Below are 22,693 nucleotides of genomic sequence, written 5' to 3'. Positions count from 1 at the left end.
ATAAAATAAGGGGTTGATTTTCAAATCAGGCGCTCGTATCTCTTGATCATCAAGAGGAGCAAGTCGATGCAAGTCACAAACCACATGGATTGCAGAATGAACCAGCGCGGCATCAACAAGCAGATGGTAGACCTTGCGTTGGAGCATGGCGTTTTTGAAGGGGACAAAATCGTGTTGCGCCGCAAGGACTGCGACGAAGTCGCGGCCGAGCTTCGCCAAACGCTGAAGCTCCTTGAGCGCGCCAAGTGCAAAGGCGGGATCACAGTCGTCGTTGCCGGCGACTGGCAGATCACGACATACAACACGGGCAGTTTCGCACGTCCGGCGTCAAAAAAATAAGGGGCTGAAAGTGACCAAACCCAATCAAAGACAAGCCCTTACAGCTGTGCGCCAGATTCCTGGCATTCAGCATGCAGCCCGTATTTTGGCCTTCTACGGCGCATCTCGTTTGGATCCTAACAAATCGATGACCTCCCCAAATGATTTGGGCGCCGCGAGTGAGCATGCAGGCGGGAGAGTTCTTGATGAAGCCACCAAGGCACTTCTTGCCCTTTCGCCGACGGAACGTCTGACCGCGATTGACGAATTAATGGCATCTAAGCATGGGCGCTACGAGCCATGGCTGCCCAAAACCCCAGCAAAGCGCTTTGCAGAATTTGTCGATAGCGCCAGTTCCGTACGCTGCTCGTTCGAGGCCTCCCTCCACACAGCACTATTACTGGCAATGCGCGGCAAGGAAGTGCTCTTCGTATCGCAAAATAAGGACATTTGTGACTTTGCACAAAGCCTTGCCGTTCTCTTGGAGTGCAAATTGCAAGTTCAACTCGCCGATCCACTCGCACGTACAGATACCACCATTTTTGAGGCAGAAGTGGGCTTTCCCCTTTCGGATCCAAGCCCATGAATACCAACCAGATTCCGCGAAGCACACTTGCGATATTGGACGCGGAAGAGGGAAAAAAGCGCCTAACCGAAGATGTGCTCGCTTTAGCCGATGCGCTAGCACAGTCGACCGGCCAAACCATCCTTTGTGTGCCAGATGGGCTAATGTATCGAGGCGTTGGCGTTGAGCCCCTAGTGCGCGAAGCACTCGTTGCATCCGGTCGCTTGAAAGGCGTCCTCGCGGTTCCTGGCGGCATGATTTTCCCAAACACAATGATGGACACCGATGTTTTGGTTCTCACCTCTTCCAACATGGATGGTTCCAAGGTCAGAATGCTCGATCTTTCTCATCCAATCTTCTCTGGAAGGACAGTTAGGGGTCGCCCTGAAATACTGCCCGGTACGAACTGGGCCCGCTACTTGGAGGAAAGCACCGCAACCGATGAAACCTTCGCCAAGGACGTCTCACTCGAGGAGATCAAAGAGAAAGACTTCATCCTGAGCATCAACCGGTATCTGCTCCCGCCAGCGGCAGTCGCACTTGAAGGCTTCCTAGAGCGCTCGCGCACGATTGAGTTGCAAGATGCGGTCGAACTGATCCGCCCTCTAAGTTTGGGCAAAGCAGAAGATGGAGAATTCACTATCTTCGAGGCATCGCCCGCTGATGTGAGCCAGCATGGCCTCCTGACACAACCGCACAAAATATCAACGCTAGAACGTGCACAAATGCGCAAGGCTCGAAACCAACGGTTGCTTCCTGGCGATGTCATCTTGTCCGTGAAAGGTACGATCGGCACGGCAAGCCTCGTCCCCGCCGATGCGCCGACAAGTGACGAAGATGGGTTTTGGACGGCAGGTCAATCCTTCATGATCCTGCGCCCGAAACGCGGGGGAGTTTCCGGTGTGGTTCTCTATGAATACCTGGCAAATCCAACGGTTGTTGAGGCGCTGCGCACACTTGCTGGCGGCTCAGCGATACAATCCATCGCTATCAAAGACCTGAAGGCCTTCCGAGTTCCAATCCCCTCCGAAGAAGAAGCCGAACGCGCAGAACTCACATTCAAGCAGAGGCAAGAGCGGCATGCTCAGATCGAGGCAATCTTGGCCGAGATTGAAGCCGAGCGAACAAGCTCCTGGCCGAGCAGAGAGTTGAACCGAGACATGCCCTGACCTCCCGCTTTCAACCCTGACCAATTCAATTCATTTTCGCGCCAAGCGTGCAGCACCCAATCAGAACGAGACCTGAACCTTGAACACACAGACATCAACCACAGCAAAAGCCAACAACACCCACACGTCGCTCGCGGACTTCATTTGGAAAAACGCGGACGACCTCTGGGGCAACTTCAAACACGTCGATTTCGGCAAGATCATCCTGCCGTTCACGCTTCTCCGCCGTTTGGAATGCGTCCTCGAGCCCACTCGGGAAGAAGCCGCCAAAATGCACAAGATGGCCGTTGAAAATGGGCTCGATGTCGATGTCATCCTTCGCCAGGCAACCGGCTATCCCTTCTACAACACCTCAAACTACAGCCTCGAAACGCTGGGATCCGGCCGCACCCGCCAGAACCTTGAAGACTACATCGCGAAGTTCTCCGCAAATGCCCGCGTGATCTTCGAGCAGTTCGATTTCATCAACACGATCAGCCAGATGGACAAGAAGGGCGTTCTCTACAAGATCTGCCAAAACTTCGCCGCCATCGACCTGCATCCTGATGCGGTTCCCGAGCGGACAATGTCCAACGTCTATGAACACCTGATCCGTCGGTTCGGTGCCGAGGTAAACGAAGCGGCTGAGGACTTCATGACGCCGCGCGACGTGGTCCATCTGGGCATAGAGCTCTTGCTCGAACCGGATGACCAGATGTTCATCGACAACCCCGGCATCATTCGCACGCTCTACGACCCTACAATCGGCACAGGCGGCTTTGTCTCGGACGGGATGGAGCACGTTCAGTCGTTGCAGGATCGCTATGGCACGGCCCCCACGCTTGTTCCCTACGGCCAGGAGCTGGAATCTGAAACCCACGCAGTCTGTCTGGCGAGCATGCTTCTGAAGACGCTCAAATCTGACCCGGGCCGCGATCTGTCGCAGAACATCAAGCTCGGCAGCACCCTGTCTGCCGACAAATTCCGGCACGAGAAATTCCACTACTGCGTCTCCAACCCACCGTTCGGCAAGAAGTGGGAGTTGGACCAGGCCGAAGTCGTGCGCGAACACCGCGACCAGAAATTCGAGGGGCGCTTTGGCCCCAAGCTGCCCCGTGTCAGCGATGGCTCGATGCTGTTCCTGTTGCACCTGCTCAGCAAGCTTGAAGACCCAGCAAAGGGCGGCGGGCGCGCGGCGATCGTGCTGTCGGGCTCTCCCCTCTTCAACGGCAACGCCGGTCAGGGTGAATCCGAAATCCGCCGCCACCTGCTTGAGCAAGACGTGGTCGAGGCCATCATCGCCTTGCCGACCGAGATCTTCTTCCGCACCGGCATCGGCACCTACATCTGGGTTCTGTCCAACCGCAAGCCCGCTGACCGGCGCGGCAAGGTTCAACTGATCGACGCGACCGAGATGTTTGAACCGCTCCGCAAGAGCGAGGGCAACAAGCGCCGCAAGATTGGCGAGGACCAAATCCGCGATATCGTGCAGCTCTATGCCGATTTCGAGCCGACCGCGAAAAGCCTCATCCTTGACGCACAGGACTTTGGCTATCGCCGCATCAAGGTGCTTCGCCCGCTGCGCCACAAGATCGTTGTGTCAGACGCGGGGTTTGAAGCGCTGGCCGAACACAAGGCCTGGGAAAAGCGCACCGACAATCAGCGGCAGGGCTGGCGCGAGGTGTTGGCAGAGCATGCAGGCACCGACCATGACTGGCACTGGATCGACAGCTTTGCTAAGGTGGCCGCGAAGAAAGACGCCAGTCTCGGCAAAGCCGACGCGGCGCTGATCAAGGCGTTTCAAAAGGCCTTTGGTGTGCGGGATGAAGATCTGGACCCGGTCAAGGACAAAAAGGGCAACCTGATCCCGGACGATGATCTGACCGACTACGAGAACGTGCCCATGGGCACCGATATCGATGACTACCTTGCGACTGAGGTCACGCCCCATGCCCATGACGCCTATATCGACGAGACCTATGTGGACGAGACGGATGGTGACATCGGGATCGTTGGCTATGAGATTAACTTCAATCGCTATTTCTATGAATACGTGCCGCCACGCGATCTGGACGAGATCGATGCAGAGCTGAAGGCCATCGAGGCCTCCATCGCTGAAGTTTTGGCTGAGGTGACAGAATGAGCAGCGACTGGGACACAAAGCCACTGATTGCAATTGCCAAAAATGACGGTGGTTTCTTTTTGGATGGTGATTGGATCGAAAGCAAAGATCTGTCTGATGATGGAATTCGCTACATCACAACAGGTGCCGTCGATGTGGGCGTGTACAAAGAACGAGGAACCGGCTTCGTCTCGGAGGAAACATTTCAGAAGTTGCAGTGCACGGAGGTTTTCCCCGGCGATATACTCATCTCTCGCCTGAACCTGCCTGCCGGTCGAGCATGTATTGTACCGGACCTCGGCTACAGAATTGTAACTTCCGTCGACAATGTCATCGCGCGGCCGTCCGATAAATACGACCGACGCTTCGTAGTCTATTTGCTGTCTTCCAAGCCTTATCTGGAGCACGCGAGTATGTTGGCTCGAGGCACAACGATGCGGCGTATCAGCCGAAGCGCGCTTGGTAGAATTCGACTGACGTTGCCAGAAAAACAGCTTCAGACCCGTATCGCTGACTTCCTCGACGATGAGACCGGACGCATTGATCGCCTGATCGAAGACAAGACGCGCTTCATCGCGCTGCTCAAGGAAAAGCGCGCGGCCGTCATCGACCACGCCGTCACCAAGGGCATCGACCGGAACGTCGAAATGAAGCCCTCAGGTCTCGACTGGCTTGGCGACATCCCCGCCCACTGGGAAACCGTTCCGCCAACGGTTCTATTCAAGGAAAGCAAAGAACGCGCCCATGAGGGCGATCAACTGATGTCAGCCACCCAGAAATACGGCGTGATCCCTCTGGCCGAATTCGAAGCGCTGGAACAGCGACAGGTTACAATGGCCGTCGCAAACCTCGACAAGCGAAAGCACGTCGAAGTCGGCGATTTCGTCATCAGTATGCGCAGCATGGATGGCGGCCTTGAACGCGCCCGCGCCGTCGGGAGTGTTCGCTCATCTTATTCTGTGCTGAAATGCGGCCCAGAAGTCGAAGGTCGTTTTTTCGGATACCTATTGAAATCAAGCCTCTACATTCAGGCTTTGCGCCTGACGACCAGTTTTATTCGTGACGGACAAGACATGAATTTCAGCCATTTTAGAAAAGTCCGCCTGCCTCGAATCCCGATAGCAGAGCAGACAAAAATTGCAGACCACATTGAGCGCGAGACAACTCGCATTGATGGCCTGTTGGAAAAAACAGAGCGCTCCATCGCGCTTTTGAAAGAAAAACGCGCGGCGCTCATTACGGCGGCGGTGACCGGTAAGATTGATGTGAGGGCTGCAGCATGAGCGATTTACACCACGAAAAACACCTTGAGGCCTATATCGTCAAGAAACTGACGGACCAGGGCTGGCTGCTTGGCGACACCAAAGGCTTTGATCAGGACACCGCCGTCTACACCGAGGATCTGGAAGCCTGGATCCAAGAGACCCAAAGGCCGAAGTGGGACAAGCTCGTCGCCCTGAACGGAGAGCGCGCCCGCGAAACGCTGCTCTCCCGCCTCGGCGCCGCCTTAGCGAAACAGGGCACCATCCAGGTTCTGCGCCGTGGCTTTTCCATCGCGGGCTGCGGACAGATCGATATGTCCGAGGCCGCGCCCGAAGATCAGCGCAACGAGACGATCATCGCGCGCTACGCCGCCAACCGGCTGCGCGTGGTGCCCCAGCTCAAGTACCATCCCGGCCGAGAGTTGGCGATCGATCTGGGCCTCTTCATCAACGGGCTGCCCGTGGCCACGGTCGAGCTCAAAACCGACTTCACCCAATCCGCCGAAAGCGCACGCGAGCAGTACAAGCGCGACCGCCTGCCCGAAGACCCCGCCACCGGCCGCAAACACCCGCTGCTGACGTTCAAACGCGGTGCCATCGTGCATTTCGCGATGTCGGATAGCGAGATTTGGATGGCGACGAAACTGGCGGGCGAGAACACCTACTTCCTGCCCTTCAACCGTGGCCACGACGGCAAAGGCGGCAACCCGCCCCGTGACGACGGCGAATACCCCGTCGCGTACTTCTGGGAGGAGATTTGCCAGCCCGATGCCTTCCTGCGGATCTTCCACAGCTTCGTCTATGTCGAGAAGAAGGATGTGGTGGACCTGAAGGGCAATTGGTCGGTCAAGGAAACGCTGATCTTCCCACGCTTCCACCAGCATGACGCGGTCAACAAGATGATCGCGGACGCGAAAGAGAAAGGCCCCGGGCACGCTTACCTCTGCGAACACAGTGCGGGCTCGGGCAAGACATCGACAATCGCCTGGACTGCCCACGACCTGACCAAGCTGCGCCATGATGACGGGAAGGCCGTCTTTGACACAGTGATCATCGTGACGGATCGGACTGTGCTGGATGGGCAGTTGCAAGATGCCGTTCAGCAGATCGACCACCGCAAGGGCATGATCGCCGCGATTGATCGCGAAACAAGCTCCAAGACGAAGACGGCTCAATTGACAGAAGCGATGCTGAAGGGCGTGCCGATTATCGTGGTGACGCTTCAGACCTTCCCGCACGCCATGGAAGCGATCCTGACGGAGACATCGTTGAAGGACCGTAGCTTTGCCGTGATAATCGATGAGGCGCATACATCGCAAACCGGCAGCACCGCTTCGAAGCTGCAGGCGACCCTCGCCCTCTCGTCGGCTAAAGATACCGCCAACATGACGGTCGAAGAGCTTCTGACCGAGATCCAGAAGAGCCGGGCTCGGCCGAAGAACCTGTCCCACTTCGCGTTCACTGCGACACCGAAACACTCAACCTTGATGTTGTTTGGACGACCGCAGGACCCGTCCCGCCCGGCAGGCCCGGACAACCTGCCGCGCGCGTTCCATAAGTACGAGATGCGTCAGGCCATCGACGAGGGTTTCATCCTCGACGTGCTCAAGGGCTACGTCTCATACAAGACCGCCTTCAATCTGGGAAAAGAACTGGAAGACAAAAAGCGCGTGGATGGCAAGGCAGCCAAGCGAGCGCTTGCCAAATGGATGAGCCTGCACCCCACGAACGTCACCCAGAAGGTGCAATTCATCATGGAGCACTTCCGGCACAACGTTTCGCCTCTCCTTGACGGAAAGGCGAAGGCAATGGTTGTGACGAGCTCGCGTGCGGCGGCTGTTCGCTACAAGATGGCCTTCGATGCTTTTGTCATCGCCAACCCACAGTACAAAGACGTTCGCGCGTTGGTCGCATTCTCGGGGAAGCTCAGCGGCAAGGACGTTATGCATTCCGATGACGCGCAGATTTCAGGCGATCTGTTCGTTTGTGACGACGATGCCGAATTCACTGAAAGCAACATGAATACGGGCGTCGAGGTCAAGGACCTGCGGATCGCATTTGATAGGCCGGAATTTAGAGTGATGTTGGTCGCCAATAAGTTCCAGACGGGCTTCGACCAGCCGAAGCTCGTTGCTATGTATGTCGACAAGAAGATCGCGAATGAAGTCGAAATCGTTCAAACGCTATCGCGCCTCAATCGCACATTCCCAGGCAAGGAAGAGACCTTCGTCGTCGACTTCGTCAATGACCCGGAAGCGATCCGAGCGGCCTTCAAGAAATATGATTCCGGCGCGCAAATCACCGAGGTTCAAGACCCAAACGTCATCTACGACATGAAGGATACACTTGACGAACAGGGCATCTACTCGGACGAAGACATTGACGCGTTCAAGGTCGCGCGCTTCGAAACCGCCAAGACCTTCGACACCGGCGAAGAAGATCACCACAAGGCGATGTTTGCGGCCACCCAACGACCGACCGACCTGTACAACGCTCGCCTCAAAGCGCTCCGCGAAGAGGCCGCTCGGTGCGAAGTTGAATTCCTGAAGGCAACCGAAGCAGGAGACGATGCCTCGGCGAAAAAGGCCGAGCATGAAAGGATGCAAATAGAAGAGAGCATCGGTCGGATGCTGGAGTTCAAGTCGGGCTTGGCTAGGTTTTCCAGGACCTACACATACATCGCGCAATTGCTGGATCTGGGGGATCCCAGCATGGAAAATTTTGCCGCATTCACAAAACTTCTGGCAAACCGCCTCAATGGCATTCCTCCCGAGCACGTAGATCTCAGAGGCATTTCCCTTACGGGATACGACATTAACAAGAACGATGACCAGGGCAACAACGGTGATGACCCAGATCCAAACTTGAAGCCCACTGGACCGGGCGGATCGAATGCGCCCGGTAAGCTTCCTGTCTACCTACAGGAGTTGATCGAACGATTGAACGGTATCTTTGGTGAAGCCGCTCCGATCAAGGACCAAGCAAGCTTTGTAAACCAAATCGTTTCGATAACCCGTGAAAACAGCATCGTACGAGCGCAAGTTGAGGAAAACTCTAAAGACCAAGCGTTGAAAGGAAGCCTTCCCGGCGCGGTTCAAGGCGCGGTGGTACGCGCAATGAGTTCGAACAACGCGTTGGCCACGCATCTTCTCAAAGAAGACAAGCAAGGCCTCGGCATACTTACGAACCTTATTTACGATCTGATCAAAGCGGGGAAAGATATTGACCTGGGCGAACTTGAAGAGGTTTGAGTGTGGTGCGAAGTGTCTGCTTTTGAACATTCGCCTTTTCGTGCTCGCAATCGCAGCGAACTTCCGCTTCCCGCCGATGCTGTTGAAAAACTATATGTCGCAGTGCGGCAAGTCGTTTGATTCACTCGATTTATCGAGATTGGGAGGATCGAGCGATGATGGGCACTCAAAGGGTGGAAGCGCAGCTGTTTTATGAGTTCGATTTGGACGCTCATGTGCCGCCCAATCACGTGCTGAGAGAGATCGACCGCTTCCTCGACATGGGTGACATGCGTGAGAAGCTGAAACCCTTCTACAGCCATACCGGCCGCCCTTCGATTGATCCCGAGCTCATCGTTCGGATGCTGGTGATTGGTTATGTGATGGGCATCCGCTCAGAACGCCGTCTTTGCCAAGAGGTGCATCTCAATTTGGCCTACCGCTGGTTTTGCCGGCTCGGGTTGGAGGACAAGGTGCCTGACCATTCGTCCTTCTCGCGTTACCGCCATGGCAAGTTCCGTGACAGCGACATGCTGCGTCACATTTTCGAGGCGACAGTTGAGCGCTGCCTGAAGGAAGACCTTGTGTCTGGCGAAGGCTTTGCCGTCGATGCCAGCCTGATACCGGCGGATGCTAACAAAGCCCGTTCCATTGCGGCCAAGGACTGGAGTGAAGACGTTGCCCGGGCAGCTAGCAACCGCGCTGCCAAGGAATATCTCGAAACGCTGGATGATGCGGCATTCGGAGCCGCTTCTCCTGTTCAACCGAAGTTCGTAGCCAAGTCCGATCCAGCTGCCCAATGGACGCGCGCCGAAGAGAGCCGCCCGTACTTTGCATATGCCACGAACTATCTAATCGACACCAAAAGCTCGGTCATCATGGACGTTGAAGCCACTCGGGCAATCCGGCAGGCTGAAGTAGGTGCCTCTCAAACAATGCTAGATCGCACCGAAAGCCGCTTCGGTATAAGACCGGATTGGCTGGCTGCAGACACTGCCTATGGCTCCAGCGACAACCTAGGCTGGCTGGTTAAGAAGCGCGGGATCATCCCCTTCATCCCGGTGATCGATCATTCGAACCGCAAAGACGGGGCATGGACGCGGTTCGAGTTTGAATATGACGAAGCCAACGACCAATACATTTGCCCGGAAGGCTTCGCGCTCAAACAGTTCCGACGCAACTACTCCGATCCCAATCGCGGTAAGAACGTTCGTGGCACCCGGAAATACCGAGCCCTCAAGTCCGATTGTCAGAGTTGTCCATCGAAAGAGAAGTGCTGCCCTAATGCGGCTTGCAGATCGGTCAGTCGGGAAGAGCACGAGGATGCACGGGACTTCGCGCGATCCAGCCGTAAGTCGAAAGCGTACAAAGTCAGCCGTGACAAACGGAAGAAAGTTGAGATGCTCTTCGCGCACCTCAAGCGCATCCTGAACTTGACCAGATTGCGATTGCGAGGGCCCAACGGGGCCAAAGATGAGTTCCTTCTCGCAGCTATCGCGCAGAACCTCAGAAAGCTCGCCAAGCTCAGGCCCAAGACCGTCCAAACGGAGGCCACCGCATGATCTGACCGGCTAAATCTACTAATCTAAGCGTCGACCGGACCTGCTTCCGGAGCATGCAACTCGTGCAAACAATCCAGCGACGACCGTGACGTCATTTGCACCGAGTTCTTCAACGGAATCCGCCGGCTCGACCGACATACCACCCTCGCCAACCTATCGAGCTACAAGCGTTTGACCACCATCCTCCCGCAACATCGCTTCCATGTCGTCCAAGCCATCGACCGCGGAACGCATCTGCGCCTCATCTTCCACGCGCACTGTCTCGGTATCCGCGACCGGGCCCTCAAAATCCATCTCCATCTGCTGCTGTTCCTCAGCAATGACGGCTTGAACGACGGGCGCGGTCTTCTTTGGCACGACATGCGCTGACGGCTGACCAGCAGCGGCCTGGTGTGCAGCGTCCACTTCGGTGTTGGGTCCGCTTTGCCCGTCCGGCGGCGGTGTCATCGGCATGGCGCGCATACTCAGCGGCAGATCACCCTGCGGCCTCCCTCCCCCGGCTTCGGAAACGGCAACTCGCCTGATTGCGCCCCGTGGATCGCCTTGAAGAGCCGGTCGTCAAAATACTGGATCCGTTTGGCTCGGACCGGCATTTGCGCGTCGATCACCATGACGATCTCATCGAGCGGTAGGCGGCGCGCGTCATCTTCGGGCAACAAAGAGCTTTCTTCAGTCCTTGTGGATTGGCTGCGGCCCTCGAAGGGGTTTTTGCCGATGGACTGAGAGCGCGTGATGACGGTCTTCGTGGTCTTACCGACCGCCTTGCTCAACTCCTCGACAGTCTTCTCATCCGACGGCGTCAGGTAGAGCTTCACGCCAGCATTCCCCTGCAGCGCGCGGCGGGTGTTCTCGCCATAGATTTCATCGAGGGCGGGAATGGTCTGGGTGACGACCGCGAGGTGACCGCGATAGGTCCGCAGGGTCTCGATGCTTTCGACCACGATGGGCATTTTGCCCAAGCGATTGAACTCGTCGAGCATGATCATCACCGGCCAGGGCTCATCCGGCCCGGGGTCCTTTTCTTGCATGGCGGAGAGAAGGTCGGAGAAGAAGAGCCTGATCAGCGGCGCGAGGGGTTTCACCATCAGCGGCTGAACCACGAGATAGACGGAGAAGGGTTTCTTGCGGATTGTCCGGAAATCAAAGTCCGACACCGCCGTCGCTTCATCGATGGCCGGGTTCTGCCATTGATCGAGCCCCGAGGTCATCAGAAGCGAGACGTAGGAGGTCAGCGTATCGTTGTTGGTCGAGGCCAACCGCGTGAAGATCAACTTGGCGGCCCTGTTCTCCACCTCGTGGCCGCGCGCGAAATACTCCTTCTGCTTGTTCCCGCCCGAGGCTGCGATGCGGTAGATCTCGCCCAAGGTGGGGCGCTTGCGCTGGAAGGCCAAGAGCCCTGCCGCGACGAAGAGATCGATCCCGCCTTTGAGGAGGCCCTGGACCCGGTCGTTGTCGCTCTGAAGGAACAGCGTCGCGAGGAGCTGCAATTCCATCTGCTGGCGGGCGGGGTCTTTCAGTTGATAGATGCGCAGGAGCGGGTTGTAGCGATGCGTGCGCTTGCCCTCCCAATCGGTGGGGGCAAAGCGATAGACCTTGTCGCCTTGGGCCGCGCGGTGCCGGGCCGTAGCCTCGAAACACTCGCCCTTCACATCGAGCGTCACGGCGGAGCCCTGCCAAGTCAGCAGGTTCGGAATGACAAAGCCCGTGGTTTTGCCGCGGCCCGTGGGGGCCACGATCAGCGCATGGGGGAAGACCTTCGAGCAGATGTATTTCGCGCGGGATTTTGGAGTACCGAGCTTGCCGAGGATGAACCCGGTCCCGGGCGCGCCGAAGAACCCATTGGCCTTCATCTCCCGCGCGGTCTGCCAATGGGTTTGGCCAAACCGTGTGAGGGCAGACCCCGAGAGGGCGAGGCTCAGCATCATGCCGGCGGCGGCAAAGCTGCCGATGATCAGGTGGATGAGTTGCGCGTCCTCTGGGCGGCGATCGAGGATCGCCAGATAGTTCTGCGCGATATAGGCAAAGTCGATCTCGGCCCCGAAGCCCATATCCTGGTAGGTCAAAACCGCCGAGGCGATCGTATAGCCCATGGCGGCGGTCACCAGCGTTACGAGCAGGACACCCGTGGCGATCCGCGCCTTTCCCATGGCGACGCTCAATGGACCTGGCCCCGCTCGGTTTCGCCATCCACGTCTGTCGCGCGGTGTTTTTCGTATTCGGCATCGGCAAGATCATCGACCACCTGTCGCAAGGCCTCCGTGTTGGCCGTCGCGGCATCGGATTGCAGATAGACCTTGGCGACATAGAGCCGATCGAGGCGGTCCGCGAGAACCTTCTCAAGCGCATCGGCATCACCGGATGTGAGCCGCTCAAGTTGACGGTTATCAAGCACCCGCGCGATCTCGGTTCGGAAAGCGTCCCGCTCCGCTTCGGTCTCGAAGGGCGCGGAGAACTCCCCGGCCCGCTCATGGTCCAGAACACGCGCAATCTCGTCTGCGAGGCGGTCGGCACGGTCAGACTGCGGCGCAGTTTCACCGCGGGCTGCGAGGAGTGCGTCGCGCGTTCCAGACCTAAGCCCATCGCGCATCTCGGTTTCGCGGCGGACCTGATTGATGGCCTCCGAGTCCCGGATCTCGACGACGGCCGCATAGGTCGCACCGAGCCCACGGGCAAGGTGGGACGGCATGTCCGGATAGCGCGTGCGCAAGTCATCCGTGACAGCATCTGCAACGGGCGTGCGGACGTCGCGTCCCTCCATGATCCGGTCGACCTCGCGGGTGATCGCGCTGGCGCGGGCCGCATCGGTGATGGTCTCCCTGTAGGGCTCAGACCGGTCGATCACATCGCCGGGACGTACGAGCAAGTCCGGGTGTGCCTCGAGATATGCGCGCTGCTCGGTCTCGATCCGGCGCTCCGCCCTTGAGACAACCTCCCAGTCCCGGTCCTCGATCTGCTGCGCAGTCAGGCCGTCTGCGCGCATCTCCTGACGGATTGTCCCTTCCATCGCCCGGACCGCGTCCCGGTGATAATGGAACCGCTCGCTGACCGGTTCCGCTTCCATGACGCCATCCCGGCGCAGCACGTTCTCGCGCTCCAAAAGCGTACCAAGCGCGACATGCACATCGTTGAGAATGTCGCGCGCCTGTTCCAGATCAGCGCGGCGTTCGAGGTTCAGATCGCGCGCCTCGGCCACTTTGGAGAGATCATCTGCGATCCATTGATGCTCGAGCGCTGCATTTGACGCGCCCGTCTCGATCCGGGCCACCACTTCCGATGTGCTGATCCCCGTGCCCCGTAGTGCCGCGTCAATGCGCGATCTCAGGTCGGGCTCGGCCAGTCGCTCGCGCTGGCTGGCGTCGATATTGGCTTCGGAATAGATCCCGCCCTCCGAGGGGGTCTCTGACAGCGTGGATGATCGCAGCCCCAAGGGCTGCATGTGCTGGACCTGCGTCTGGATCTCGATAAGGCGCTTTTCCAGCACGGGACGTTCCGCGTCAGACTTCTCGGCAATCATGCCCTGCACCCGCGCGAGCTTCTCCGCATAGAGGCTTCTCAGATCCTCGAAGCTTTGATCCTCGGCCATATAGACATCTCCTGTTCGGTCCACCTGCCCGCCGCGCGCCAGCACCTCGCCCGCGCGGAAGAGGGCTGCGGCGATATCCTCGCGGGCTTCTCGCGAAGCCTCCGCAGCAAGCGAGTGGTAGACGGTTCTGGTATTGGCGATCTCCGCCAGCGTTCGGGTTAAGTCAGCACCCACACGTTCCCGCTCGCGGGGTGCGCGACCTTCTTCCTTGGCGGCGTAAACCTCGCGGGTCCGGGCGGGATAATGCACAACCCCGCGATCGACGCGGCGCGTGGCCTCCAGGCGCACACCATACTTCTCCGCCTCCTCGACCATGGCGAGGCGGAAATCGTCATAGTTGAACCGATGGTTGCGCCCGAGGAAGAAGAACTCACCTTCCTGCGAGCGGCGGTTCAGCACCAGATGCGCATGGGGATGATCGCGGTCCTCATGCACCGCGATGATGTAGTCGAAATGCCCCGCATCGGTCTGGAAGAACCGCTCAGCCACATCCGTCGCGATGTCGCGCACATCCTCGCCCCGCGTGCCGATGGGGAAGGACATGAGCATGTGAGTGGTCTGACCAAGCTTGGGTTTGAAGCCCGCATCCCACCGCTTGGCAAAGCGCTCGGTGAGGTCCTTTATGTCCTTCGCCTCGAGCTTCGTCTTGCCATCCAGGAACCCGCTACTGTCCACGATATGGGTGGACTTGGTGGTGAGGTAATCGAGCTGGTTTGCGAGCTGTGATTTGGTATGCGTACCCCCGCCCCGGATCGCCTTGAAGACCGCCGGCCGATGCCCTGCCGCCGCGCGCACAAGCTGGCTCTGCTTGGCGACATGCAGCCCCTGCATCGAGCCCCGGATCCGGCTCCAGCCATCCCGGAAGACCTCGCCGGTGACAGCGTCAACAGCATCATTCAGCCGCATGGGCAAACTCCCGCAAGGCGGCCGTGGCCTCGAGCTTCATCGCATCCCGACGGCGGCGCAGGAGCAGGTCGATCTCGTCAGCGGAGTCCAGAATGAACCGCGCCAGCCCGCGCATCTGCGCAAGGCGCAACTCAGTGAATTCCGGGCCGACCCCCTGCCCCTGCCGGTTGGCCTTCGTCATCTGCTTGGCGATCTGCGCGACCCCATTGCCAACCTCGTGCAGAGAGGCGCGGTAGCGCGCCATCTCGGCTGCCATCTGCGCATCCGGAACGAACACCCCGCCTGCCGCCTGGATGAGCCGCCGCAGCCCCTCGGCCCGGCTCTCGATCCCCGCCTTCGCCAACACCGCGTCGAGCGCCGCAAGCTCCGCAGCCGTGACCTTCACACTGACCGCTGAGACCGGAATTGCGGCATCCGTCTTGCGCTCGGCATCAGCTTTGAGGACGTAGCGCACGGCCCGCGATGTGACCTCGAAACGCTCAGCCAGCTCAGACGTCGACACACCCTCCGCCGCCTCGCGGGCGATCTGCATCTTCTCGGTCTCTGTGAGGCGTTTTGTTCGGGACATGCGGAAGAAAGACCCCCTATTTCCTGCCACCTTCCACCAAGGCTGCCCCACCTTACGATACTATACCGCGCTGTCAATTATATACTTACGTTGCATTCTGTCTCAGGCAGCCTTGGTGTCCGCTTCCCCCGCGGCCCGCAGGGACGCGGGCCTGCCCCCTCGCCACCGGGCGACCCACCTGTCCAATGGGTCCCCTTCCCCAGCACCGCCCGAGGGTCTGGCCGAACACACATGTGTTCGGACGGAACCGCGGGCGGGCGCAACCCCACCGACAGGGCGGACAGGCAGGGTCAAGGAGGGCCAGATTTGGCTCCGCCAAATCTCTGCCGCAAAAACCAGGAGGCCCTGGCCGATAGGTTTTTGTGGATGGCCCCCTTGAGGCTGACTTGGCCGCTCTGTCGCGGCCTGACCATTCCGGGGAAGTGCGTCCCTTGAACGCGCAGCGACCGGCACCAAGAGGAGGTCGCTGTAGGCGATCACACGCGCCGGTGACGGCATCCCTGGAACAGGGATCGGGCCGCCTCGAGATCGTCTCGGGGCGGCCTATCCTCGTCAGAGGATTCAGTCCTGGGGATCTTTCGCGCTCGGCGGGAACATCACCAGCTCCGAGACCGCGACCGGGAAGTCGAGCTTGAGGCTGAAGAACTCCGAGCCGTCCCCGTTGCGGGTGTTGCGGAACATCGCACCCACGCGCTGAAAACGGGTGCGCTCCTGGCCATCGGTGTCGATGAACTTGACGGGGACGGTGGCGACGTAGTGGTTGGTCATTTGGGTTACTCCTTGTTGCGATGGGGATCACCCGGCACGGGGGCAAGAGGCCCGGTCGCAAGCGCAAATGCGGAGGGTCCGCGGCCCGCCGTGGAAGCCGTATTTGTGCTTGCCGGAGCGTCAGCGGAGGGCACGATTGGGCCGACCCCGTGCGATCCACATCTATGAGCAAAAAGGAGTGATCCGGATGATCCTTGCCATCACGCCGACGCCATCCTCCGCGTCCTCGTCCCGCCGATCCTGGCCGAGGTGCTGACGGAGCCCGCCCGCGTGGATGCGATGTTCCGCAACACCACCCGAGGGTTGTGCAGGTCTTCAGCCTCAAGTGCGACGTCTCGACCCCTCGGTCTTGCGCTGCTGATGATGTGCGAGGTGCGCTCATCCCCAGCCCGTACCGATGCGGATGGGCCGCACTCTGACGGGCTGGGCAGAGGGATGACGGTGCTGGACGCCGTGAGCTGCCGATCAAGTGTGACCGATGGCACGCGCAATGAGACATGACGAAAGCGGCCGCGCCAAGCGCGACCCCCTCTCTTCACTCCTGCGACACCTTCTTCGCCGGGTCAGCAACCCGCATGACCGTCAGGCCTTTGGCTTCGGCCTTCTGCCCAAGGTTCAGCGCGACCCCATTGCCGCCGAAGAGGACAACCCCCGTCGCCGCGAACTTGTCGTCCAGCATTTCGTCGTTGCACTTGAACGGTGCCGCCCGCCCATGCGCGGACCAGCGTGGATTGAAGCGCGCCTGTGCTATCCCGCGTGCCCGGGCCCATCGTGCCGCAATCATCTCCGCCCCGTGTTTGCCACCTTTGTGGCAGAGGAAGATCTCCTGATTGCGGTTCTGCCTGATCCGCTCGCGAACCTTGTCGAGCGTGTTGAAGATCACATCGACATCGGTCCAGTCGGTGGCGCCCGAGACGATCAGAGGCACCCCTTCGACTTTCGATTTCTCGGCGGTTTCACGGTCGTGCTGCTCCAGAAGTTGCCGCGCCTCGAAGACCGCCCCGGTCTCCTGTGCCCGGACGCTTGCGCGCGACCCGGCTGCTGGGATGAAGGCGTGACCCGTCTCGATCTCGTAGCATTCAGCCGCCGCCTCGCTCATCACCTCGATCGCGCCGACGATCTCGCGCAGCAGCAAAAAGCGTGCCTGCGCCTCTTCGAGCGCGGTCTCGGCGATCTCCGATCCATCGTGAGATTTTGCCAGCGCGCCGATCTTGTCGGAGGTGCGGTCGATCTCCTTGCCAACCGCCACCTTGCGCCGCTGCAGGATCGTCGCCAACCCGTGGGCCAGTGGTTCGATTTCCGCCTCGAGCCCGGTCCCACGCAGCGGGCCGAGCAGAGCCTCGAAGCTCTCGCGGATGATGTGGTCGGTCAGGATGTGATCCTCCGGGATCGGGAGCTGTGCGTCCTTCTCGGTCAGTCCGAAAAGCTCGATGGTCTCGTAGGTGTTTGCGGTGTCGTAAGCCATGTCTGGTCTCCAGTGTTCGGTTATAGAGCCACCACGTGAGTGTGGGGGCATGGCCGAATGCCTGGTTTCCGAATCTGCCCGGGTCAGGGACGGCGCAGCCGCCGGCTTGCCGGGCGCAAAAATTTTCTGCGCGCAGCACCGGACACATGCGCGCGCTCACGCACGGGACCGCTCCGCGCCAAAGGCCCCGCCGTCGCCGAAAAGTTTTGCGATCCTTGACGCGGGCTGATTTGGGGGCCATCCGGAGGATATGCTTCCGCACTCATGTGTGTGTGTTTTGACGGTAGGTTTGCCCGACACGAGCAGGCAAACGGCCTGACCGGACGCGGGAGACGGATGAAGCGGCGGGATCGTTTTGCCCCGCAAAACAGACCAGAGCGCAATCCGGCGGAGCGGCCGGGGAGGGACGTGCTCGCGAGGCGGGCAAACCGGAATGCCAGGCGCGACGCCGCGGTGAGGCCGCATGGCCGAATGCGCGACGGACCGAAGGGCCGTTCTCCCCTGCGACACGCGAAGCCGAGCTGGGGAGGCCGCAAGGCTCCAATCACATTAGAAGTTTAGGCAATCACCCTACCAGCCACAACGAGCTGATGCGCGTCAGAATCCGGCACAACGGGCGGATCGTACACATTCACTGCGCGAGTTGTCGACAACCGCTTCGCGCTAAAAACTGCCTCGGGCATCGCGGAGGCCAATGACTGCAATCAACCCACGGCTTGCGAAACCTCCAATACAGTTGTTGGAAACTGGGCGTTTGCTTCGGTTGTGGCAAAAGGCTATTTCGAACCACAAGAGAAGGCTGTCTGCGACAAGTCAGAATTCGGCATCACAGCAAACATTTGGCCCCGAGAGCGCGTGGTCGTCTACGTTCTACGCGCGGATGGGACAAAGCTTGGAACATGGTAGACAACCCGTTATGAAATCCAACCTTACTAAAATCAGCCATTGGATATTCGGCAAGCTCGTCAAAATTGCGGAAGCATTGCGCTTTAGAACCGCTGCCCCCGTAGGGCCAGCAAAATTCGTCGACCTCGCCCCAACCGACGAGGCTGACCAAGGAGGGGTATATTCGGCTGCATTGAAGTTCGCCACCGACAGTCCGGACGTGTCAAACATCGCGCTCACCGGGCCCTACGGCTCCGGCAAGAGCAGCATCATCCGAACTTTTCTGAAATCCTATCCCCGAAAAGCCCTGCATATCTCTCTCGCCGCCTTCTTACCGGAAGCAGGTGATGAGCGACGCACAGTGACCAAACAGGAAATTGAGCGAAGTATCCTCCAACAACTTCTATATGGCGCAGATTCAAACAAACTGCCCCTCTCGCGCTTTAAACGTATCCAATCACCGGGATTTTGGTCGATCTTTCGATCCTTCTACATTCTTTCCGGACTACTCACTCTTTGGCATGCGTTCTACAATCGCGTAGATATCTTTGAAGGGTCGTATTTCGAACCCTTCGATCTCACGAACTGGTTCAATATCTCCTTAGCCGTTTTTGCGCTAATCTTTCTTTGGTCTGTGATACATCACTTTTACGTCGCCAGCTTCGGTGTGTCCCTTAAGAGCATTTCGCTGAAGGACATCGAGATGCGGCCGTCTTCGGAAGACCAAGACTCAATCCTCAATCGTCACCTGGATGAAATCGTCTACTTCTTCCAATCTACGCGCTACGATCTCGTAATCGTGGAAGATCTCGATCGCTTCGAGGATTCCGACATTTTCGTCACGCTTCGCGAGATCAACAGTCTCGTGAACAGCAATGTAGGCGTGAAACGCCAAGTCAGATTCCTCTACGCACTGCGCGACGACATGTTTGTCAACACTGACCGGACCAAGTTCTTCGAATTCATCATCCCCGTCATTCCGATTATTAACAGCTCAAACTCGATTGACATGGTGCTCGCGCAGGGTGAGCGACTCGAACTGGACGGAAGGCTAGATCAGCAATTCCTGCGAGAGGTGTCTCGCTACCTCAGCGACCTCCGGCTGATCCATAACATTTTCAATGAGTATGCGATTTACGTCGCAAACTTGGAAACCGATGGCGAGAACGTGCTCGACGCCACGAAGCTTCTTGCAGTGCTGATTTATAAGAATGTCTATCCTAGGGATTTCGAACAGCTCCACCGCGGCGAAGGGCATCTCGCCGGAATTTTGGGGCGTAAAGACGAGATCATCGCCACTCTTGAACGAGGCTATCGTTCCGAGATTGCCGACCTCGAACGCGATATCGCGGCGGCTGAACAGCAAATTCCGAAGGATCGGCGCGAGCTCAACCGCATTTATGCGATGGCGCTCCTCGAAACGCTACCGGCGAATACCATTGGCGTAGGCAGAACCGCACAAGAGAGCATTGCGCCTAATAGTTTGTCCGAGCATGCAGATTTCGAACAAATTATTGCAACTCCGAACTTGCACTGCCGTCAGATCAATAATTATCGCTCTCAGCACAATAATTCTAGCTTAGAAGAGAAAGTCGACCCCAATGAAAGCTATGCCGAACGGGTGCGAAGCATCGAACAGAAAGCAGACGCACAAAAGAAGGCTGCGCATCGGCGAATCTCCGTTCTGAAAAGCGAGATCAAGACTATTCGAACGAGCAAGTTTAACGCTTTGCTGCGCTCAAGCGCGTTAGAAATCGAGAACCTTTTCGAAAATATCGGCGAGGGCGGCGAACTGGCTCGGTTCCTGCTCCTGGAGGGCCATCTCGATGATAGCTACTACCAGTATACCTCCTTGTTCCACACTGGACGGCTTTCACCGAACGACAACAAGTTCCTGATTCAGATAAGGGCTTTCCATACACCTGAGCCCCTATTTCCGATCGACAACCCGAATGAAGTTATCGCTGGAATGAGGGAGGACGATTTTGGCCTTGATTATGCGCTGAACGTCCGACTCGTCGACGCGCTCTTGGTGAGCGGGGAGCATAAGAACCTACTAGAAAAGGTTTTTGCATATCTTTCAAATGAGTTTCCAAATCAGCAGGAGTTCTTCGAGGCCTACTATACGACGGGATTGCACATTGGCGAGTTCATGAGGCACTTCATTGACGCTTGGCGCGGTTTCGTACCCGCGGCAATTGAGGATTCCTCGGCAATTTTGCATATTTCACGCCTCATCGAGCATCTTTCGCCAGCCATGCTGGCCCGGGAACGCGAGGAGCACCCCGAGCTGCGAGCGTTTGCCGCCAACAATCTCCGGGATCTTCTCGACCTGTTAGAGGGGATGGACCCGAGCAAGCTTGAAGAGTTGCGGATCGAAACGAAGGATCTTGCTGCCATCGATGAATATCCGAACGTTGCGCGCAAACTGTACGAGTTCGGTCATTACCGCCTGAACGCTGCTAACTTTGACTACATCTTCGGCTCTATCCTCGGAGAAGAAACTGGCCCAGACTTGCGTAAGCGACATTACTCGAGGGTTCGAAACTCCGGAGCCGAACCGCTCCTCATCCGGGTGGAAAGCGATCTTTCAGCGTACTTCACGAATGTGCTGTTGGAGATGAACGAGGACGATGAGGAGGATATCGAAGCGATATTGGCCGTGATGTTACACGATGAGCTCGATGCCAACGATGTCGAAGCGTTCGTCCTACGACAAACCAAGCTTCTACCCACACTGGAAGAAATACCCGAGCGTTATCAGCCCCTGGTGTTCCGTGGGACACAGATCGCTCCTACTTGGTCCAACTGTCTCGCCTTCATCCAGTCTGAAAATTTCGAGGGTGACGCTCTCATCGCCTTCCTTGGCGATGATGAGGTCCGTACCGCTCTCCTGAAAACTCCAGTTCCAGAACCAAAAGAAGCACTCCCTCTTCGTCAGTTCCTCATCGATGCAGAAGGTCTCGCCGATAGCGTCTATCGTGATTATATCCGGGCGCTTCCAAAGGAATTCAAGGCATTTCCCAATGCAGTAAGCGCCGACAAACGCCGAATACTCATCGAAGAGCGACGCGTCACCTTTAACGCAGAGAATCTGGCCACGCTTGACGGCGAGGCTGATCTTCAAACGGCATTCGTCGCTCAGAACATCGCCTCCTATCTTCGCGACCCCAGCTCGTATTCGATTGACGATAGCTTCCGCGAGAGATTGCTTGCTACCGATATCTCGGACGATGAAAAGCGGGCGCTCATTGGTTTAATGGACTTGAGCGGTCTTCCCAGCCTTCCAGAGCGCGCTGGCATTGTCGGGCCAATCCTTTTGCGGGCAAATGGCGCGCTGCCTGCACTCACACCTGAGATCGTCAAGGCAGTTGTCGTGAATACCAAGCCAATCGGCACTCAGGTCCAGTTGCTCAATCTCCTCCATGAAACACTCGATACGAATGAAGTTCGTGAGGTCTTGGGACAGCTTTCTTACCCATATTCGAAAATCCAAACCGGATATGCTCGTCCTACTCTCAAGAGAACGAATGAAAACAGCGAACTTGTTAGGTGGCTGGATGAGCGCAACATCATCTCTTCGGTAGGAACACCGTTCTGGTCAAACGATATCATGGTTAATCTATATCGGTCATAAGGTGTTGGCCCATTCCTTTGACTTTTTCCGTAATCGCGTGATTACGAACGAACGTGGGCTGAGGTGTTCCCCGGCCGCAGGGGCATGATTTCACGCTCGGAGCGCTTCAGGGCTTCGGCGTATTTGCGGGCATTGTCGTCAATCGTGCCGTGCCAAAGCTTCGAGACGAACGCGCGGGCGTCTTGGACTGTCATGTCTTTCAGCGAAGAGGACAGCGCCATGAAAAGCTCATCCCTGCTGATCGCAGCGGCACTGTGCATAGCGTCCGCGTAAAATGAAGGGTCGTTCAGGACCTGTTCGCTTAGCGGCATCAGCGCGAGGTTCTCCTCCGGGATCGCCATGAAGATCGTGTCCTGCAGGTCGGTCAGATACGCACGCCGCGATGTGGACACCGGCTTTCCCACCGCCTTGGCCTCCAGATATGCCTGCCTTGTCCTGTCGAGCTTTGCCCTTGCATGGGTCATGATGACTTCACGTTTTCGGGCGGGCAGCGCGAATCCGGTGCAGCGCTCGATATGGGCGAGGAGATCTTCAACCTCTGCCTCAACATTAAAGCTCTCGAACCATGGAACCGTCCCTGATCTAGCCGCCACGCGCCCGCCCTCTATATTACGTTAATATATTATTGTATCGCATTTGCACCTGATCGCAAGCGGGTGGCGTCCTTCACGCAA

13 protein-coding genes and 1 pseudogene are annotated in these 22,693 nt (G+C 57.9%); 8 read left to right on the top strand and 6 right to left on the bottom strand.

Annotated elements, in window-relative coordinates; translation table 11 throughout:
- Positions 1 to 66 precede the first annotated feature (66 nt).
- The 7 genes from RZ517_RS18170 (at position 67) to RZ517_RS18140 (ending at position 10,207) form a co-directional block, all read left to right on the top strand.
- Entirely contained in the window at positions 67 to 339 is a 273-nt protein-coding gene (locus tag RZ517_RS18170) for a hypothetical protein (RefSeq protein ID WP_338551227.1), read from the top strand.
- A 10-nt stretch (positions 340 to 349) separates the two neighbouring features.
- Entirely contained in the window at positions 350 to 904 is a 555-nt protein-coding gene (locus tag RZ517_RS18165; RefSeq protein ID WP_338551226.1) for a hypothetical protein, read from the top strand.
- Positions 901 to 2,052, top strand: coding sequence for an N-6 DNA methylase (locus RZ517_RS18160; RefSeq protein WP_338551225.1), 1,152 nt, complete (start codon positions 901 to 903; stop codon positions 2,050 to 2,052). The genes RZ517_RS18165 and RZ517_RS18160 overlap by 4 nt, the downstream gene beginning before the upstream one ends.
- Before the next feature lie 79 nt (positions 2,053 to 2,131).
- Positions 2,132 to 4,174, top strand: a complete 2,043-nt coding sequence (locus RZ517_RS18155) for a type I restriction-modification system subunit M (protein WP_338551224.1) — start codon at positions 2,132 to 2,134, stop codon at positions 4,172 to 4,174.
- Positions 4,171 to 5,436: a restriction endonuclease subunit S gene (locus tag RZ517_RS18150; RefSeq protein ID WP_338551223.1), complete on the top strand. Its 1,266-nt coding sequence runs from the start codon at positions 4,171 to 4,173 to the stop codon at positions 5,434 to 5,436. The genes RZ517_RS18155 and RZ517_RS18150 overlap by 4 nt, the downstream gene beginning before the upstream one ends.
- The gene (locus RZ517_RS18145; RefSeq protein ID WP_338551222.1) at positions 5,433 to 8,666 is read left to right on the top strand and encodes a type I restriction endonuclease subunit R; all 3,234 of its coding nucleotides are present in this window, start codon (positions 5,433 to 5,435) and stop codon (positions 8,664 to 8,666) included. The genes RZ517_RS18150 and RZ517_RS18145 overlap by 4 nt, the downstream gene beginning before the upstream one ends.
- 155 nt (positions 8,667 to 8,821) lie before the next feature.
- Positions 8,822 to 10,207 (top strand): IS1182 family transposase, encoded by a 1,386-nt coding sequence (locus RZ517_RS18140; protein ID WP_338551221.1) that lies wholly within the window; start codon positions 8,822 to 8,824, stop codon positions 10,205 to 10,207.
- Between the two features lie 153 nt (positions 10,208 to 10,360).
- Here the strand turns inward: RZ517_RS18140 and RZ517_RS18135 are convergent.
- From RZ517_RS18135 to RZ517_RS18115, 5 genes and pseudogenes are all read right to left on the bottom strand, one after another.
- Positions 10,361 to 12,354 (bottom strand): annotated as a pseudogene (locus RZ517_RS18135) (type IV secretory system conjugative DNA transfer family protein).
- An 8-nt stretch (positions 12,355 to 12,362) separates the two neighbouring features.
- Entirely contained in the window at positions 12,363 to 14,696 is a 2,334-nt protein-coding gene (locus tag RZ517_RS18130) for a relaxase/mobilization nuclease domain-containing protein (protein WP_338551220.1), read from the bottom strand.
- Positions 14,683 to 15,264 (bottom strand): transposase, encoded by a 582-nt coding sequence (locus tag RZ517_RS18125; protein ID WP_338551219.1) that lies wholly within the window; start codon positions 15,262 to 15,264, stop codon positions 14,683 to 14,685. The genes RZ517_RS18130 and RZ517_RS18125 overlap by 14 nt, the downstream gene beginning before the upstream one ends.
- Before the next feature lie 561 nt (positions 15,265 to 15,825).
- The gene (locus RZ517_RS18120) at positions 15,826 to 16,032 is read right to left on the bottom strand and encodes a hypothetical protein (protein ID WP_338551218.1); all 207 of its coding nucleotides are present in this window, start codon (positions 16,030 to 16,032) and stop codon (positions 15,826 to 15,828) included.
- A 535-nt stretch (positions 16,033 to 16,567) separates the two neighbouring features.
- The gene (locus tag RZ517_RS18115; RefSeq protein ID WP_338551299.1) at positions 16,568 to 17,497 is read right to left on the bottom strand and encodes a DUF2493 domain-containing protein; all 930 of its coding nucleotides are present in this window, start codon (positions 17,495 to 17,497) and stop codon (positions 16,568 to 16,570) included.
- Positions 17,498 to 18,413: 916 nt separating this feature from the next.
- Between RZ517_RS18115 and RZ517_RS18110 the strand changes: the two genes are divergently transcribed.
- Complete coding sequence (locus RZ517_RS18110; RefSeq protein ID WP_338551298.1) at positions 18,414 to 22,019, top strand: ATP-binding protein; 3,606 nt, start codon at positions 18,414 to 18,416, stop codon at positions 22,017 to 22,019.
- Positions 22,020 to 22,060: 41 nt separating this feature from the next.
- Here RZ517_RS18110 and RZ517_RS18105 read toward each other — a convergent pair whose 3' ends face one another.
- Positions 22,061 to 22,612, bottom strand: a complete 552-nt coding sequence (locus RZ517_RS18105; RefSeq protein ID WP_338551297.1) for a hypothetical protein — start codon at positions 22,610 to 22,612, stop codon at positions 22,061 to 22,063.
- Positions 22,613 to 22,693: the final 81 nt, after the last annotated feature.

This window comes from Roseovarius sp. S88 (genome assembly GCF_037023735.1).
Taxonomy (GTDB): domain Bacteria; phylum Pseudomonadota; class Alphaproteobacteria; order Rhodobacterales; family Rhodobacteraceae; genus Roseovarius; species Roseovarius phycicola.
This window is presented reverse-complemented; position numbering and strand designations above follow the sequence as displayed.